A 15,318-nucleotide genomic window follows, 5' to 3' on the forward strand; every position below is an offset into this window, starting at 1 on the left:
GAAAGTATCAAACATTAGGAATAAAAACTAAAATTGACACTTTTGGATGTGTATCTTTGGTCGATTCGTCTTATTATTATCTCAACAAGAAAACAATAGGACATCGAAAATGACAGCCTTTACACTACGCAGTAACGACCTTGCTGAAGGTCAACCAAAAGAAAAACGTTTTTCATTCAATAGCTTCGGTCACGATGGTGATAACGTTTCTCCACAGCTAGAGTGGGCAAATGCACCTGAAGGTACAAAAAGTTTCGCTGTAACTTGTTTCGATCCAGACGCTCCAACAGGTTGTGGTTTCTGGCACTGGCAAGTGATCAACATTCCTGCATCAACAACATCATTAGAGCAGGGCGCTTCAGGTAAATTAGCAGCTGGTCTTGAAATGCGTAACGACTACGGTTTCAACGGTTACGGCGGTGCTTGTCCTCCAGAAGGTCATGGTATGCACCGTTACCAATTCACGGTATGGGCATTACCAGTAGAAAAATTAGAAGTACCAGATGATGCATCATGCGCACTTGTTAGCTTCATGCTAAACATGACTTCTCTAGGTAAATCTACAATTACAGCGACTTACACTCGTTAATTAAGATAGAGTAAGAGCCCTGTTTACCTTAACAACTAGGTAAACAGGGCTTTTGTATAGACTATGAATAGTATTATTAAGCTTAGCTATTACAACGGTAGCCAGCCGCAACGTCTACGCAATGTACCGATTATTTACCCTTCGATTTTCTGGATCCAGCAAGGGGAGAAACAGTTGCAGTGGCAAAATGATTGGATCAGTTTCAATAGTAAAAATTGGTTATTATCGCACGGTAATACTTCGTTAACCTTTATCAATAACCCAAACCAAAGTCAGTTTTTCTCAACGCAATTGAGCTTTATGATCCGACCAAGTGATGCGTTAATTGAGCGTTCGTTAGAAAATCACCAAGCAGAACAAACACCGGAATATAGCATTAACGGCACTGCGAAATACCTATGGCAAAGTATCATTACCATGCCAAAAGATATTGAGCCAAACGTACAAAAACATATCGTTAATGCATTGTTTGAGCACTTAGCGAATGACGGGCAATTACATCAACTTTTTACGGTACGTAGCTTAAGTTGGCGAGATAAACTTACGCAGTATTTCAATGAAGATCCTCAAGCTAACCATTCAATTGAATCGGTTTGTGAGCATTTTGGCTTGAGTAAATCGACGTTGATTAGACGTTTAAAAGAAGAGAACACTCAATTTAGAGAGGTGTTAGCTCAGCTGAGAATGGGATATGCACTTAGCTTATTGCAAAACAAACCATACTCACAAATAGAGTTGGCAAACCTTTGTGGCTATAAATCAGAATTGCGTTTTGCTCAGCGATTTCAGCATCAATTTGGCTTAACGCTAAAACAATATCAAAAGACATTTGAATACCATTAACCATAACGTTAATGGTATTTCACTCTAGTGACAACGTCACCAAATAACATACTAATTACGCGTCAGTTTTAAAAATGCTGCGTAATTGGTGAGAAATTGCATCAGCTAATTGATGAGAAGAAATATTTCGCTCAATGGTATGCATTGGCATTGAACCTTCCTCCACCACATATAACCAATCTTTGATCATCGCCTCAAAACCTTTGGTTGCTAACATTGGCGTCCAATCTTCACTCGTTAGAATACGCTCTTCATTATTGAGCCAACGTTGACCTCGGGTAAATGCTGGAAATTGATATGACTGATTGTAGTAAGTCGCCGATACCGTTTCATTGGTAATACCCGTTAAACGATTCATTGAGGCATGAAGTAAACACTGTCCTGCTTGCCATTGCACATCAACACGAGAAAGTTGGTTACCGCTCATTTGGTGGGTGAGGTAAACATCTTCTAAAGTGGATTTACAATTTAAGTTAACGCTGTCTAGAGCGTGAATAAAATCATCAAAAATAAAGGTATGAATATCACCGGGTAAATTATGACGATTCTTTTCCCAACGCAGTGAAAGTAATTCACCAACATTACCGGAAGCTAATTCAGGGAGGTGTTTATTGTAAAGCGGGATATGACGACGATTAAAGCCAACATAAAGAGGGGTTTGGTATTTCTCAGCTAAGTTATAAAGCAGTTCAACTTGCTCACCGCTATCGACGAGAGGTTTATCAACAAAAGTAGGAATACCTTGAGTGAGAAACCAAAATGCCACATCAAAATGCACACTGGTTGCGGCATGGATCATTACCGCATCGACATGTTGCTTTGTTAATTCACGGTAATCACTATAACAATGTTTGATACGGTATTTTTCAGACAATGCAGCCAGTACAGAGGCATCACGAGTACAGAAAACAAGCTCGACATTGTTCAGTTGCGTCATGATAGGTAGATATGCCTTTTGTGCAATATCACCTAAGCCAATAACCCCAATTCTCATTTATTACCCTTATTTTAGGCTTACTTCCTTTTGGCTTTATATCGTAACAAAGCTGAAGATAAGCTGAAGATATCGCTATTTAGTATATTTAACTAATCCATATAATCACGCTTAATAGCTCGCTGATCATATTTTGCGAAGCGTTTACTTAAGTGCTTATTTTCTTCACGATAACTAGCACGTAACACGACAAGCGTGATAACACCACTCGCTACACATTTAAATAGAGACAAAATAATGCATTGCGGCAGCACAGAATAGCGATTAAAAGCCAATGAAAAAAAATGGTAGGTGTAAAAGATCGTAATGGCCAACGATGCATAGTAAAACATCTTGTAGCTTAATTTTATCAATCTCATATATACACTCTAATTCACATCAACATCTATGCATCAAACTTAACATAATAAAATGAGTTAATAACAGAACAAAATGCATTAATTTATAAAAAGCACACCTAGTAACACAAAAAATAGACAGCTAGGTAATATTTTGCTCTCATTTTTTATCCGATTTCAAAATAATCGAAATATATGATTAACACTTAACAAACCTTTGAGATTGAATTAACAGCGTTATGGGCAAAATAACCACTGCGGTGGTAACGATATCAGCAACACTATGATAATGCTGATGAACCATGAGCAGGGCATAGCTAATCATTGATATCACCATCAGGTGCATTAATCGCGATTTATAGACAATGAAATACGAAACAAAGACAAGCGCGATAGCTGTGTGGGTACTGTAATCAAGTCCAAATGCAGGCCAAATATGCAAGATATTATCAATGAACATCATGGTATAGATAAATATAGTCGACAGAATTACCAATCCTAACCGTATTAACCCTTGCTGCATGTTACCTTTTAACATCACCCGTAGAATTGAAATAAAACACACCAATGCGATCACTGGCGTATAAATATCTGCAATTAATGCCCATTGTTGATAAGTCATCGTTATCCTTATATTGTTACGTTTCTTCAAAACTAATCTTAACGCAGTCATCATGCCATTTACTGAGTAAAAACACCTGAAGAAAACAAAAATAGGTAGTTATCATGAAAACAACATATATTACTGTCGATTTAGAGCTTCATGCAGAGCAGCCATTTTATGCATTGCTTGAGTTTATAAATAAAAAGTATTCAGGCACTGAAATCTACCCGCCAGATAATTATGATCCACAATGGATAACCAATCTCTCTTTTGATGACTATAACTCTGCCAATAGTTGTTTGGAAAACCACTGTAATTGGCTTAAAAGTATGCCAGATAGCGTCAAAGCAGAGTGGAATAGCATTTCCCATAAAGTGATGAATGTTGGTTACAATACCTCATCAACACATCGTGCTTTTATTGAGCAAATTAAACCAAGTGTGATTAAACAGTTAGCGGATTTAGGCTTAGGTTTTGCTTTTACTTTATACCCACATGAGCAAGAGGATTAACCGCAACAGGTCATTTATCAAATACCGCGCAAGTGGGATCAAAGTTTGCGAATTCAGGGCGTTTTCTTTAATAAGTTATTCATGTTCAATACGCTAGAACTATTATTAGAACAATACATTGCCCTTGGATAAAACATGCTTTCATTTATTAACTCAGCGGAATTGTTTTCGCTCATACTTACGCTAGCAACCCTGATAACAGGGATCTTCTTCTTTTTAGATAAGTACCGCTGGCAACCTCAAAGAGAGAAAGAAACGGGCGTTACCAATGAAGAACAAACAGGGTGGGTAGCACAAGCTCGCTCAATGTTTCCTGTACTTTTTGCTATCTTAATCATTCGCTCATTTATCATAGAACCATTTCAAATTCCGAGTGGTTCTATGCAACCAACGTTATTACCGGGTGATTTTATTGGCGTAGAAAAGTTTGCTTATGGTTTACGTGATCCCGTTTTCCATAAAACACTAATACCAACGGGTAAGCCTCAGCGTGGTGACATTACGGTATTTATCGACCCTGAAAACCCTAAGATTGATTTAATCAAACGTGTTGTTGGTTTGCCAGGCGATACCGTTATTTACCGTGACAAAACCTTATATATTAAGCCTGCTTGTAACGGTCAGAAAGAGTGCCCAGCCACTTACGAAGTACCTAAAAAGTATATTGGCGTAAGTAAATTTACTGAGCTAGGTACTGATTTAGATGAATACCAAGAACATTTAGGTAACGTCGAACATCGTATTTTACGTGATCCTAATCTACCTGAAATGTATAACCGCTATTACCAACAACCAGGCTCTCCTGTAGGCGAGTGGGTTGTACCTAAAGGTCATTACTTTGCAATGGGTGATAACCGTGATAACAGCCTTGATAGCCGATACTGGGGCTTTATGCCAGAGCAAAACCTCGTTGGTAAGGCGACATTCATTTGGATCAGTTTCACCTTTAATCATAATCCTGATTCATCATGGCCAAGTTGGTTACCAAATGGGGTGAGATTCAACCGTATTGGTGCCATTCATTAAGCGATGAACACCAAAAGGATTATTGAACACCTAACTTAAAACAAAAAAACCGACATGCCAAAACATGTCGGTTTTTTATTGGTTATAATGTGTTTTTATTCGTAATAAGTCCCTGAGATTAAGCCATATTTAGCCGATTCGTCGTTTGTTACCCAATGCTCACCTGATGCAGGTGCTGAATCTAGAGTGTATAGGTAGAAATCAACGCCTTTATTACCCAACATTTTTGCAAAGTAGGTCGCTTGTTTACGATGGCTTAAATCTGTAAAAGGGAATTCTTTTGCTGTTTTATCATCTTCAGCCCAACTATGAACACCCACTTGTTTCGTTAGCTCAATGTTAGTAACAGGCTGCGCTAGTTGTAGAATGCGCTTTTCACCTGCAGTGAACAAATCTGTACCACCAGAAAACACAGAACCATTGCGAGTAACCATTGTTAACATATGATTATTTCGAATCATCAAGCCAGTATACATATTAATATCATCATCCATGCTACCACCAATATGATTATCAAACTTCAATAGCATATTCTGACCGTAATAGTCTTGAACAATATCAGATAACTGCTGATAAGTTGTTAAACCTAACGATGAACGATTAAGGTCACGCTCTGTAATATCCTGATTATCTTTTAAGAATTCGTTATAGAAATCTTTAAATGCAAATGAAGTTAAAATATCAATTTGATCGCTATAATATTCAACTGTTAATAAGGTTGAACCAATAGCAGGTAAATATTCAATTTTATCGTTTTCATAAGTCAGCATGACATTATTCATTTGTGGTATTGATGTTGATTGAATAAATGTCGAATCATCTGTTATGGATTTATTAAACTCACCACAATCAAAAAATTCTTTGTACATATCTTTTTTATAAATAACACATGTTGCGTCATCACTAAAATCAATCATTAAATCAATATCATTATCGTAATTATCAGCTAATTTCACAATCATGAGGTCGTCACTCACTGGGTGTGCGAACTTAACGTGATGATAAATCGTACCGTCAAAAGAAAGATCAATACTATTAAGGTACGTTTCACGATCATTTATAAGCTTCGCAATTTCATCCTCATTAAAATTATAATCTGCTGCAGGTTTTACTCTGGTTACTGTTTTTGTATCTGAAGAACCCGAACCAGAATTACAGCCAGCAAGAATAGAAAATGCTGCGGCAAGTAACCATTGCTTATAATATTTCATTAAAACCTCGATCATGTTTACGTGTTTGGTGTTGATGGAGGCAAGGTTATAGATTTCGTTAAAAACCGTCTAAACCATCACCACATAAAAACCAAACCAAAATCAAACCTTAAGTAACTACTTGATATTAAATTAAATAATTTCAATATAAAAAGGGGGGGGGTAAGTTTAAAAACAACAAGTGATTCTAACATCCAGCAATACTACCAATAGTTACAATGTCACTTAATTTATCGTAGAGCACATTACACTGTCACTTTTTTGTTCTGGATAATATTTGTAATTAGCTATCTTAGGAATAAAAAAAGCCTGTACTGATGGATCAATACAGGCAAACAATAAAAGAGAAACAGCAAAGAAAAAATATCAATAAATAAGATTAATAGATCTCTACATCAGATTGTTTTATTTGCTCTAGATCTTCGACTTTAATAGCGGTGCCGCCGGTATAAGGTGCGCCCCAAGAAAAAGCAGTAACCGTATGACCGCCATATAAATCAATAACGGCATTTGCCCCAATTTTTCTCGCTTCATCTGCCAATAGTGGATATAAGGTCACTACACTGTCATAACCATATCTGGCATTAGCTTTAACTTTACCTACTTCTTCGTACTTTACGTTAGCTGGTAAATCAGATTTAACAATATAAACCCGCCCTTTAGTTTGCTGACTAATAGGTAAATCAGGCACATTAGATGAAGAAACATTACTGTCAGCACAACCAGTTAATAATAGTCCAAGCACTAATGCTGAACATAATCGTTTAATACTCATTTTTCATATCAATTTAGTAATCGTTAAACATTAATATAATGAGCATGTGAGTTAAAAAACTCATAAAAACCACACCAAAATCAAACTTTTTTCAAATTTAGTTTATTTATCTATTTATTAATCAGTATATTTTTGACTAAAGGGGATACCATTAAATGTATGTGTGCAACATTTGCATAATGGCTTTAAGCTATTTTCATTTATATCAGGGTTAACCACTTGCAGTGTGCCTTCTTTATCAATATATAAGCCACTAAAATAAGTGCTTTCACTTACAAGCATTATGTCATTGCCTAATTCATATCGCTTAGCAACCATCTTAAAAATAGGATCTGGTTTATCTAATCTTGAAACAGCTTCGCTGTAGATCGTATTCCAACAACCACCAATTTTGGACAGTAGAAATTTATATAAAGGCGTGTAATCCAATCCTCGTTGAATGCCTTTTCGCATCCCTGTTAACACATCATCTCTGTGCCGAGTTTTACTATAATCGCTACCATGACGATGCCGAACACCTCGGGTTCTGGTATTCACTTTACGATAAAGCGGCTTTATTTCTTTCTTCGTATTCTGTTTCATCTTAATGACTGAATCTCTTTTAATCGTAAATATGTCTGTTTTTAGTATTCATTAGCTTAATCAATATGATCAACAATCTTGATTGTTATCAATAATTAATAAATAACATAAAAATCAATATGTTAAGACCATCTTTGATATTAATGTGAAAAGAGTTTAAAAAATCAGGGATTTAAAACAGAGAATAAAGAGTTATCTCCCTGTTTTTAGTTGGTTTTTGTCGTTGTGCGAGTTGTTTATACTGCAACCGCTTTTAAAAAAGCTATGGTTATAAATACTATGGATATCGCTCTGGATTTACGATCCAGCTCGCAGAGGGAAGAACAATGACACAATACGTCGTATGTGCACTTTATAAGTTTGTTGCACTTGATGATTACCAACAAATCCAACAGCCACTCAAAGATCTATTAGAAGCCAATAACATCAGAGGCACATTGCTACTAGCGAGTGAAGGGATCAACGGTACCGTCGCTGGAAAACGAGAATCCATTAATGCTTTACTGCAATGGTTTAAGCAAGATCCACGCTTAGCAGATGTGGTTTATAAAGAATCGTACAATGCAGAGCAGCCATTTAATCGCACCAAGGTAAAACTCAAAAAAGAGATCGTCACCATGGGTGTGGAAGGGATTGATCCTCGCCATGTAGTGGGAACTTATGTAAAACCAAAAGAGTGGAATGCACTGATCTCTGATCCCGATGTCGTACTGGTTGATACTCGTAACGATTACGAAGTAGATATTGGTACGTTTAAAAACGCAGTAAACCCAAATACTGAAACCTTCCGCGAGTTTCCGCAATATGTGAAAGAAAACCTTGATCCGACTAAGCATAAAAAAGTTGCGATGTTCTGTACAGGTGGTATTCGCTGCGAAAAATCAACCGCTTACATGAAAGAGCAAGGCTTTGAAGAAGTCTATCACCTAGAAGGTGGCATTCTTAAATATCTAGAAGAAGTACCGCAAGAAGAAAGCCTATGGGAAGGCGATTGTTATGTGTTTGATGGTCGTGTTGCGGTTAATCATCAATTAGAAAAAAGTCATTACGATGTGTGTAATGCCTGTCGATTACCAATCACAGAACAAGACAAAGCATCAGAGCATTTTGAACAAGGCGTAAGTTGTCCAAAATGTATTGATAAACACAGCGATGAGCAGAAAGCCCGTTTCCGCGAACGTGAAAAACAAGTGCAATTAGCTAATGCGCGTGGTGAAACCCATGTTGGTGGTGATGCATCACAACTTATCGAACAACGTAAACAAGCCAAACTTGCCCATAAAGAGCAGCAACGTACAGCTAAAAAGTAAAATCAAACCATATCCGTTTTTAAATAGTACAAACATAAAAGGAATAGGTAGCAATGCTTATTCCTTTTTTATAACTCAGCTTATGTGTTGATATTTCACCTAATGTTACATACACATAATCAATCCACACCCAATTATACATTCCTTATACAAATACAAATCATTCACTGTTCAGTTTCCATTCATAATCTATTCATATACTTGCCGACCTAAACAAATAGCGTCACTCAAGTAGTAGATAAACCGTCTGCTTTTACTTATTCATATAACTATAAAAAATATATAAATATCAATAAATAAGCTTATAACGTAAGCCTATTTACTGATAGGAGATAACATGCGATTAAAAACAGCTTTCACTTTATTATCACTTACTTTGCTATCTCAAACTGCAGTAGCGAACGAGAATATCATTGGCGGTTCTATTGGTTATGGCACCCAAAACTTTAAACTAAAATATGATGCGAATGATGGAGATACCGTTGCATTTGATATCTATTATCGTCATATGCTGAGCGATTACATGGGGGTAGAAGCCGGCTACACACGAAGCTATGATGGTATTTTTAGCGATTTTACCAGCTTACTGTCATCAGCTGATGTATCGTCATACGGTGGACCACGTTTATCACTGTACGGGCAATATCCATTAAGTCATGGTAATGCATTGTACGCAAAAGTTGGTGTTGCTTATCACGATGTTGATTACAAAATGAATAACGTAAAACATAATGAAAGTAAGGTTGGTGCCGACCTGCAAGTGGGTTGGGAAAAACGCTTCCATAACGGAATGGGTATCAACGTAGGTTACCAGTTTGCTGACAGCTCAATTTTAACTATGAACAATTTCTATGTTGGCACAAGCTACCGTTTTTAATTACCTCACTTAGCGTAACGTATTATCCGCTGTAGAGGATAATACCGGGATATCCTTTATAGCGGATAAATTGAAAATATCCGTTATAGGGGATATACTTTAAATATCCTTTATAGCGGATAATTTAAAGTGGAAACCATGCAAATCACATCAGCTAAAATGCTTGCCAATGCAGTGCGAGACCAACGTAAAGCACAAAGCAGAACCCAAAGTGATACCGCAAAACTGGTGGGGATTAAACAAACCACCGTATCTGCGTTTGAAAATAACCCAGAAAGCACCAAGCTAGAAACGCTTTTTAAGTTACTCGCCGCGTTAGATCTAGAACTGCATGTTCAGCCTCGTAACACAAACACCGAGCCACACACCGCACAACAGAAGTGGAATGAGGAGTGGTAACCATGGACGTGTTAACGGTTGCAATGAATGGGATTTTAGTCGGCAGCTTAACCAAAGCCAACTCTGGTGCGGTTTCATTTCAATACGATCCTAGCTGGTTATCTCGCCCAGGTGCTCGTGCAATATCACTCTCCATGCCATTACGCCACGATGCTTATCATGGTGATATTCCTTACAACTTCTTCGATAACTTATTGCCTGATAACGAAGAAATACGCAGCCGTATACAATCTCGCTTTCAAGCTGCAACCAAGCGTCCCTTTGATCTACTAAGTAAAATAGGTGGCGATTGTGTTGGTGCTATTCAGCTATATTCACCACAACATAGCCTACAGGATGTGAGGCAAATACAGGCAGAGCCCTTAACCGAATCACGTATGGCACAGGTATTACGTGGTTATCAAAGTGATGCACCACTCGGCATGCTAGATGATATGGATGACTTTCGTATCTCCATTGCGGGCGCACAAGAGAAAACCGGCTTGCTGTGGTATCAAAATCAATGGCATTTACCACAAGGTTCAACACCAACTAGCCATATTTTAAAATTGCCAATCGGGATCTTACCGCATAAAAACATAGACTTAAGTGATAGTTGTGAAAACGAATGGCTATGTTTAAAAATCGCATCAGCCTTTGGCTTTGATGTTAATGATGCCAACATTATTCAAGTTGAAGACATAAAAGCATTGGCACTGACACGCTTTGATCGTCGATGGTCACAAGACGGTAGCTGGCTGATGCGTTTACCACAAGAAGACATGTGCCAAGCATTAGGTGTAGCACCTGCATTAAAATATGAATCTGACGGTGGGCCAAACATTGCCAGCATCATGCAGTTTTTACTTGGTTCGCAAACCTCTAACCATGATCGAGAAGTGTTCTTTAAAGCACAGATCTTATTTTGGTTATTAGCAGCCATTGATGGTCATGGTAAAAACTTCAGTGTCTATTTAGAGCCTGAAAGCCGTTATCGCATGACACCGTTATACGACATTATTTCAGCTTATCCATTAATGGACTCGAAAAGTATTCCCAAACAGAAAGCGAAAATGGCGATGGCATTAACGGGTACCAAGAAATATTACAAATGGCAAACCATTCAGCCTCGTCATTTTTTAAGTACAGCTAAAACAGTTGGATTTTCGACTCAACGTGCTAATGAATTGATGAGCGAGATGAAAAGCCAAGCGCCAAGTGTAATAGAAAAAGTCCGTCAGCAATTACCCCAAGACTTTCCTATAGATATTAGCGAATCGATATTTAATGGCGTGTTAAAACAAGCAGGGCGTTTATTAGATTAGTACAAACAAAGCAAAGGCATGAGCGACTATTTTCATGCCTTATGTTTAGTTTTCTCTTTATCATCATCTAGCAAATCATATTGCTTTGGTACTCGCCATAAAACGAAAGTCGCTAATACCAAGGGGATATACACACTCAACACCATATTTTGCGTAAATGTATTTAAAGAAAAAATCAGCATAGGTATTAAAGCTGAGGTAAACATTCCAACCATTTTTCTTCGGCTATTCCATCCCATGAGTGAAGAACACGTCACACAACGATACTTGGTTTTTAAGCCACTAAAGAAAAACCAGCTCAAAGCAATAGGTGAGTGACAGTGCGGACATTGATGTTTAGCCATATTGTTAATCCTACTTAGCTTTACTGCTAACGTGATAACTAGAATCTAGAATCGTTTTCACACGGAATACCATCTAAATCACCATCCATTTTGGTATCTGGACAATGTTCTAGGAAAAATTCAGCCTCTTTACGTGATGTCATTTGACTACAATACTGACGACCATCACAAGTAAAGTTTGAATCTTGATCGAAGCTATCACTTTTACTCGCATACTTTTTCGTAATTTTTAAATCGGACAATTCAACGTCTATCTTATCTCGTAAATCAAAACCTTGATTTTCATAATAATGCCAAGCGGCATAACCAATAACAGCGAGTAAAATAAGCTTCTTCATATCATTCCTTATTAACTGAAGAGCATTAAACCAACCACAGCAATCCTTGCTGTCCCAAAGTGATTTAATATACAAAACAATGAATATGAGCATTTGTGTGAACCGTCACACAACAGTGATCACAATAGGGTGCAAATACTAAATGTGTCGAATCCTAGACGTAAGCAGCAATGTAATACGCTGATGTATCAGTATGAAATGGAAGGGGTGTCATGGTTGCCTATTACTTGAATAGTTTATCAAATGATTCCATCAACATGTTTTTATTGATATTAAACATGTTAACTTATCGTAAGTTGCAATAGTATCAGTGTTTTATCTTTTATCTGAAGAAGCTATGTCATTAGAAGAAATTATTACCCACTCAGTAAGCGCTGTTGGTGGTGCTTTACTTGGTGCTTTTGCTATTTATTGGAAAACATATGCTCAAAAAGATGCAGAAATACAAGTAATATCCGATAACCTAAATGAAATCAAGGAACAACAAGTATCCTTAGCAGAAGCAACAGAGCAAGTTAAGGAAGATATAAAGCATCAAGTTTGGAAAAAACAAGAAGCAGACAAACTTATTAGAGAAAAGATAGAAGAATATTACATCTACCTTGATAAACTACCCACGTTTATGGTTGAGTATTTCCACTGTATTGTAGGTGATAATATTGAAAAACCAGATGATATATATAGTAAAGCAAGATTAATTGTAAATTTATATCTACCAGAAATGAAAGATGAACATGGAGAACTTTCAGTTGTAATGAAAGAGTTCTATGAATTTATGGCAAATATATGTAGTAAAAGAATTAAAGGTGATAAATGTAACTTTAGTCATGATCTTGAAACCGTCGGGATTTTAAGGCAGAGAACAATGCCTATTATTGTAAAAATCCAAAATACTTTGGCAAATAAGAGCAATGCGATGGTTAGTTTTGATTAAATTTACTTGTTGGATATAGTCTAGCTTTGCATTAGAAAAACTTCACCTTGGTTATAATGACATTAGTGCGCATTATGTACCTTATGTTAAATAACTCGGGTTTTACTTTAAGTTCATGAGTAGTATTAAATCAATGGTTTAGCTCCCTCCTTTAGGATCTGAATGATTTTAGTTAGGGTTGCGTATAACTTCATATCTTGGTGTTTCTGGGAGTACGTTAAGTTCATGACTTCAATTTAACAGTATCGTGATTTACCATAAAATAGGTAATTATCACCCTTCTTTAAGATACTTCAGCAAATAGTTAATTTGCCTTGTTCTTCAAGTTAGGTATTAATTACCAATAGCTCTTAAATCAAGATTTCTTAATTCATTTAAAAAAATGAACGCATTGAGATTCTGAAAAACGTATATACGCAGTACCTTCCTCTCGTGGAAAGTGAGGAATATATCGCACAATGGGCCAAACCTAGTTCTGCTGGACGACTAAAAAAAATGGCAGAAACATTGGCTGCCTTAATTCGCAATGCTAAGCGAAAAAGTGTAGATATGAGTGTACCTATTCGTAACTGGGAAGATGATTTACAGTGGCTTAAAGACCGATATTATGAACAATATCAAGACCAATGGAAGTGGCCGAAAATATAGAAATTAAGCGAAGATAACTCACTTTTGTCCCTATATTGGGTTAGATAAAGCCCAATATGATACAGATTCCCTACGCAGTACCAAAGCTTCTTTGAGCTACGCCAAAACCAAGAATCTTCGCGCTATTCAGTTACTTCTTGGTCATGCTAAGCTCGAAAGCAGGATTGAATACCTTGGTGTCGAAATTGAAGATGCACTAATGGTTTCAGAGAGTGGTGATACTCAAACACATATTCACTTACAATACATTCATAATTAAAATGTATTAAAATTAAGGCATAAATACCTTAATTGAATAACAAGGGTATTGAAATATGATCTTAATAAAATCTAAATTATCAGTGATTTTTTAACAAGCTACGTTGATTAAATTTTAACGAATAAAACTAGAGGATATAAACATGCCAGACTATAAAGTCTTTGAACCTTTTAATTGTACGTATGATAAAATTTTAACAAGCGAAGAAGTCTGTGAAGTTGAAAGCGTAAAGCAAGAAATCCTCAGAAGTTTCGAAGAAGAATTAGCCTTATTTTGTGAAAATCATAACCTCAATTTAGACCAACAATCAGTACTTCAATCGTTAGAATGTAGCATTAAATCGATTTTATCCTATTGCCGCCTCCCCTCTGAAAAAAAAGATCCTTTCGAAATTTCAGCTAAAGAATATCTGATTGCAAAGCTTTTTGAATGCGAAAAATCAGCCGCTGATAAAATATCTAGAGATCTCGCAAATACAATAGCTTATTCTTCCCAAAAGCTAGCTAATAATGATATTGCATTAAAAGGTTCAGTAAAATCAATTGCAGAAAAACTCACTCTACGCTATTTATTTGATTATAGGCATTATTATGATCTAGAACCTATACCAAATGGCAGTGGATATTTATATGCTTTAACAACAAATTACCTTCTTGATAGAGTAGAAGAAATTTACACTCAAAAATACCACAAATATAGGCTATGGGATAAACGTTCAATCGCTTTATTTTCTAGCTACCTTTTTGATAATATTGGTGAATTTCACGATTTTTTTGACATGCAAAACTTACGTCATTTGCTTGAGGATTACTCTGAACCAATTGAAATAACATTATTTAAAGAGGAATGCCTTGAGTGCTGGCTTGCATTATGTGCAGATAACCCAATACATGCATACACCGAACTTGCTTACCCAAATGAAAATGGTGTAATTTTTGAAGAGTACATTCCATTACATTCTGTCAATGAGGATGTCTGGTCTTCTCTGTATGAACATTATCAACAAAAATTTTTGGATTTCTCAAAGTAATATTTAAATAAAAAATTATACCTTCCCCTTTTTGTTTAACAGACATCAGGGGGAATCTTCTGGCTCTGAAGTGATAGATAATTTAGAAAGTGGTAGATCTAGATGTAAATATTTCTAAAAAAAGAAGCCGCACATACAAATAGAATCACATCTATAAACTAAATGTTGAATACTATTAAATCCTCATCCCTCACCCTAAGCCTTTATCAAGTGCAGTATGTAGTTCATGAAGTAATAGAGAAATAAAATTGGGAAAAACACCTCATATAGCTATATAAACACTGATTCATGAACCTACTATTGGTGGTACAAGACAATAGTATCAATTATTTATTATAATACAAGGGTTAACAAACACAGCTAACCATGAACTTCCCATTCAGTTCATATAAGTTAAATAC

Annotated in this window: 17 protein-coding genes and 1 pseudogene; 11 read left to right on the forward strand and 7 right to left on the reverse strand. The window is 36.4% G+C overall.

The window, feature by feature from the left end:
• Window positions 1-109 precede the first annotated feature (109 nt).
• Window positions 110-589, forward strand: a complete 480-nt coding sequence (locus Q7657_RS04565) for a YbhB/YbcL family Raf kinase inhibitor-like protein (RefSeq protein WP_008989324.1) — start codon at window positions 110-112, stop codon at window positions 587-589.
• A 63-nt stretch (window positions 590-652) separates the two neighbouring features.
• Window positions 653-1,432 (forward strand): helix-turn-helix transcriptional regulator, encoded by a 780-nt coding sequence (locus Q7657_RS04570; protein WP_107165781.1) that lies wholly within the window; start codon window positions 653-655, stop codon window positions 1,430-1,432.
• A gap of 55 nt (window positions 1,433-1,487) precedes the next feature.
• Here the strand turns inward: Q7657_RS04570 and Q7657_RS04575 are convergent, their stop codons facing one another.
• On the reverse strand, window positions 1,488-2,426 hold the full coding sequence (locus Q7657_RS04575) for a Gfo/Idh/MocA family protein (protein ID WP_107165782.1): 939 nt from the start codon (window positions 2,424-2,426) through the stop codon (window positions 1,488-1,490).
• 537 nt (window positions 2,427-2,963) lie between these two features.
• The gene (locus Q7657_RS04580; RefSeq protein WP_107165784.1) at window positions 2,964-3,386 is read right to left on the reverse strand and encodes a hypothetical protein; all 423 of its coding nucleotides are present in this window, start codon (window positions 3,384-3,386) and stop codon (window positions 2,964-2,966) included.
• Between the two features lie 104 nt (window positions 3,387-3,490).
• On the opposite strand from Q7657_RS04580, the gene Q7657_RS04585 reads away from it, so the two are divergent.
• Together Q7657_RS04585 and lepB are read left to right on the forward strand one after the other, a co-directional pair.
• Window positions 3,491-3,880 carry a hypothetical protein gene (locus Q7657_RS04585; protein ID WP_107165785.1) on the forward strand — a complete coding sequence of 130 codons (390 nt, stop codon included), beginning with the start codon at window positions 3,491-3,493 and terminating at the stop codon, window positions 3,878-3,880.
• 135 nt (window positions 3,881-4,015) lie between these two features.
• Complete coding sequence (gene lepB / locus Q7657_RS04590) at window positions 4,016-4,906, forward strand: signal peptidase I (RefSeq protein WP_107165786.1); 891 nt, start codon at window positions 4,016-4,018, stop codon at window positions 4,904-4,906.
• A gap of 95 nt (window positions 4,907-5,001) precedes the next feature.
• On the opposite strand, the gene Q7657_RS04595 is transcribed toward lepB, so the two are convergent.
• The 3 genes from Q7657_RS04595 to Q7657_RS04605 form a co-directional block, all read right to left on the reverse strand.
• Window positions 5,002-6,117 carry an alpha/beta hydrolase gene (locus tag Q7657_RS04595; protein ID WP_107165787.1) on the reverse strand — a complete coding sequence of 372 codons (1,116 nt, stop codon included), beginning with the start codon at window positions 6,115-6,117 and terminating at the stop codon, window positions 5,002-5,004.
• Window positions 6,118-6,496: 379 nt separating this feature from the next.
• Window positions 6,497-6,892, reverse strand: coding sequence for a hypothetical protein (locus Q7657_RS04600; protein WP_107165788.1), 396 nt, complete (start codon window positions 6,890-6,892; stop codon window positions 6,497-6,499).
• Between the two features lie 117 nt (window positions 6,893-7,009).
• A complete protein-coding gene (locus Q7657_RS04605) occupies window positions 7,010-7,474 on the reverse strand; it encodes a hypothetical protein (RefSeq protein WP_107165789.1) in 465 nt (154 codons plus the stop codon).
• 326 nt (window positions 7,475-7,800) lie between these two features.
• On the opposite strand from Q7657_RS04605, the gene trhO reads away from it, so the two are divergent.
• From trhO to Q7657_RS04625, 4 genes are all read left to right on the forward strand, one after another.
• Window positions 7,801-8,784, forward strand: a complete 984-nt coding sequence (trhO, locus tag Q7657_RS04610) for an oxygen-dependent tRNA uridine(34) hydroxylase TrhO (protein ID WP_107165790.1) — start codon at window positions 7,801-7,803, stop codon at window positions 8,782-8,784.
• A 337-nt stretch (window positions 8,785-9,121) separates the two neighbouring features.
• The gene (locus tag Q7657_RS04615; RefSeq protein WP_107165791.1) at window positions 9,122-9,661 is read left to right on the forward strand and encodes a porin family protein; all 540 of its coding nucleotides are present in this window, start codon (window positions 9,122-9,124) and stop codon (window positions 9,659-9,661) included.
• Window positions 9,662-9,799: 138 nt separating this feature from the next.
• The gene (locus tag Q7657_RS04620) at window positions 9,800-10,060 is read left to right on the forward strand and encodes a helix-turn-helix domain-containing protein (RefSeq protein WP_107165792.1); all 261 of its coding nucleotides are present in this window, start codon (window positions 9,800-9,802) and stop codon (window positions 10,058-10,060) included.
• A 2-nt stretch (window positions 10,061-10,062) separates the two neighbouring features.
• A complete protein-coding gene (locus Q7657_RS04625) occupies window positions 10,063-11,364 on the forward strand; it encodes a type II toxin-antitoxin system HipA family toxin (RefSeq protein ID WP_107165793.1) in 1,302 nt (433 codons plus the stop codon).
• A gap of 32 nt (window positions 11,365-11,396) precedes the next feature.
• Here Q7657_RS04625 and Q7657_RS04630 read toward each other — a convergent pair whose 3' ends face one another.
• A complete protein-coding gene (locus Q7657_RS04630) occupies window positions 11,397-11,708 on the reverse strand; it encodes a hypothetical protein (protein ID WP_146146402.1) in 312 nt (103 codons plus the stop codon).
• Window positions 11,709-11,746: 38 nt separating this feature from the next.
• A complete protein-coding gene (locus Q7657_RS04635) occupies window positions 11,747-12,046 on the reverse strand; it encodes an excalibur calcium-binding domain-containing protein (protein ID WP_107165795.1) in 300 nt (99 codons plus the stop codon).
• Window positions 12,047-12,383: 337 nt separating this feature from the next.
• Between Q7657_RS04635 and Q7657_RS04640 the strand changes: the two genes are divergently transcribed.
• The 3 genes and pseudogenes from Q7657_RS04640 (at window position 12,384) to Q7657_RS04650 (ending at window position 14,917) form a co-directional block, all read left to right on the forward strand.
• Complete coding sequence (locus Q7657_RS04640) at window positions 12,384-12,980, forward strand: hypothetical protein (protein WP_107165796.1); 597 nt, start codon at window positions 12,384-12,386, stop codon at window positions 12,978-12,980.
• A gap of 682 nt (window positions 12,981-13,662) precedes the next feature.
• Window positions 13,663-13,887: pseudogene (locus Q7657_RS04645) on the forward strand (hypothetical protein); the annotation flags it as partial.
• A 142-nt stretch (window positions 13,888-14,029) separates the two neighbouring features.
• A complete protein-coding gene (locus Q7657_RS04650; RefSeq protein ID WP_107165798.1) occupies window positions 14,030-14,917 on the forward strand; it encodes a hypothetical protein in 888 nt (295 codons plus the stop codon).
• The last annotated feature ends 401 nt before the right edge of the window (window positions 14,918-15,318 follow it).

Source organism: Candidatus Photobacterium acropomis (assembly GCF_030685555.1).
Lineage (GTDB): Bacteria > Pseudomonadota > Gammaproteobacteria > Enterobacterales > Vibrionaceae > Photobacterium > Photobacterium lucens.

Excerpts from the sequence above, each read along its gene's own strand:
- Q7657_RS04565 (WP_008989324.1), top strand. The coding sequence starts at position 110 with ATGACAGCCTTTACACTACGCAGTAACGACCTTGCTGAAGGTCAACCA.
- Q7657_RS04585 (WP_107165785.1), top strand. The coding sequence starts at position 3,491 with ATGAAAACAACATATATTACTGTCGATTTAGAGCTTCATGCAGAGCAG.
- trhO (WP_107165790.1), top strand. The coding sequence starts at position 7,801 with ATGACACAATACGTCGTATGTGCACTTTATAAGTTTGTTGCACTTGAT.
- Q7657_RS04595 (WP_107165787.1), bottom strand. The coding sequence starts at position 6,117 with ATGAAATATTATAAGCAATGGTTACTTGCCGCAGCATTTTCTATTCTT.
- Q7657_RS04615 (WP_107165791.1), top strand. The coding sequence starts at position 9,122 with ATGCGATTAAAAACAGCTTTCACTTTATTATCACTTACTTTGCTATCT.
- Q7657_RS04600 (WP_107165788.1), bottom strand. The coding sequence starts at position 6,892 with ATGAGTATTAAACGATTATGTTCAGCATTAGTGCTTGGACTATTATTA.
- Q7657_RS04575 (WP_107165782.1), bottom strand. The coding sequence starts at position 2,426 with ATGAGAATTGGGGTTATTGGCTTAGGTGATATTGCACAAAAGGCATAT.
- lepB (WP_107165786.1), top strand. The coding sequence starts at position 4,016 with ATGCTTTCATTTATTAACTCAGCGGAATTGTTTTCGCTCATACTTACG.
- Q7657_RS04625 (WP_107165793.1), top strand. The coding sequence starts at position 10,063 with ATGGACGTGTTAACGGTTGCAATGAATGGGATTTTAGTCGGCAGCTTA.
- Q7657_RS04650 (WP_107165798.1), top strand. The coding sequence starts at position 14,030 with ATGCCAGACTATAAAGTCTTTGAACCTTTTAATTGTACGTATGATAAA.
- Q7657_RS04605 (WP_107165789.1), bottom strand. The coding sequence starts at position 7,474 with ATGAAACAGAATACGAAGAAAGAAATAAAGCCGCTTTATCGTAAAGTG.
- Q7657_RS04570 (WP_107165781.1), top strand. The coding sequence starts at position 653 with ATGAATAGTATTATTAAGCTTAGCTATTACAACGGTAGCCAGCCGCAA.
- Q7657_RS04640 (WP_107165796.1), top strand. The coding sequence starts at position 12,384 with ATGTCATTAGAAGAAATTATTACCCACTCAGTAAGCGCTGTTGGTGGT.
- Q7657_RS04630 (WP_146146402.1), bottom strand. The coding sequence starts at position 11,708 with ATGGCTAAACATCAATGTCCGCACTGTCACTCACCTATTGCTTTGAGC.
- Q7657_RS04635 (WP_107165795.1), bottom strand. The coding sequence starts at position 12,046 with ATGAAGAAGCTTATTTTACTCGCTGTTATTGGTTATGCCGCTTGGCAT.
- Q7657_RS04580 (WP_107165784.1), bottom strand. The coding sequence starts at position 3,386 with ATGACTTATCAACAATGGGCATTAATTGCAGATATTTATACGCCAGTG.
- Q7657_RS04620 (WP_107165792.1), top strand. The coding sequence starts at position 9,800 with ATGCAAATCACATCAGCTAAAATGCTTGCCAATGCAGTGCGAGACCAA.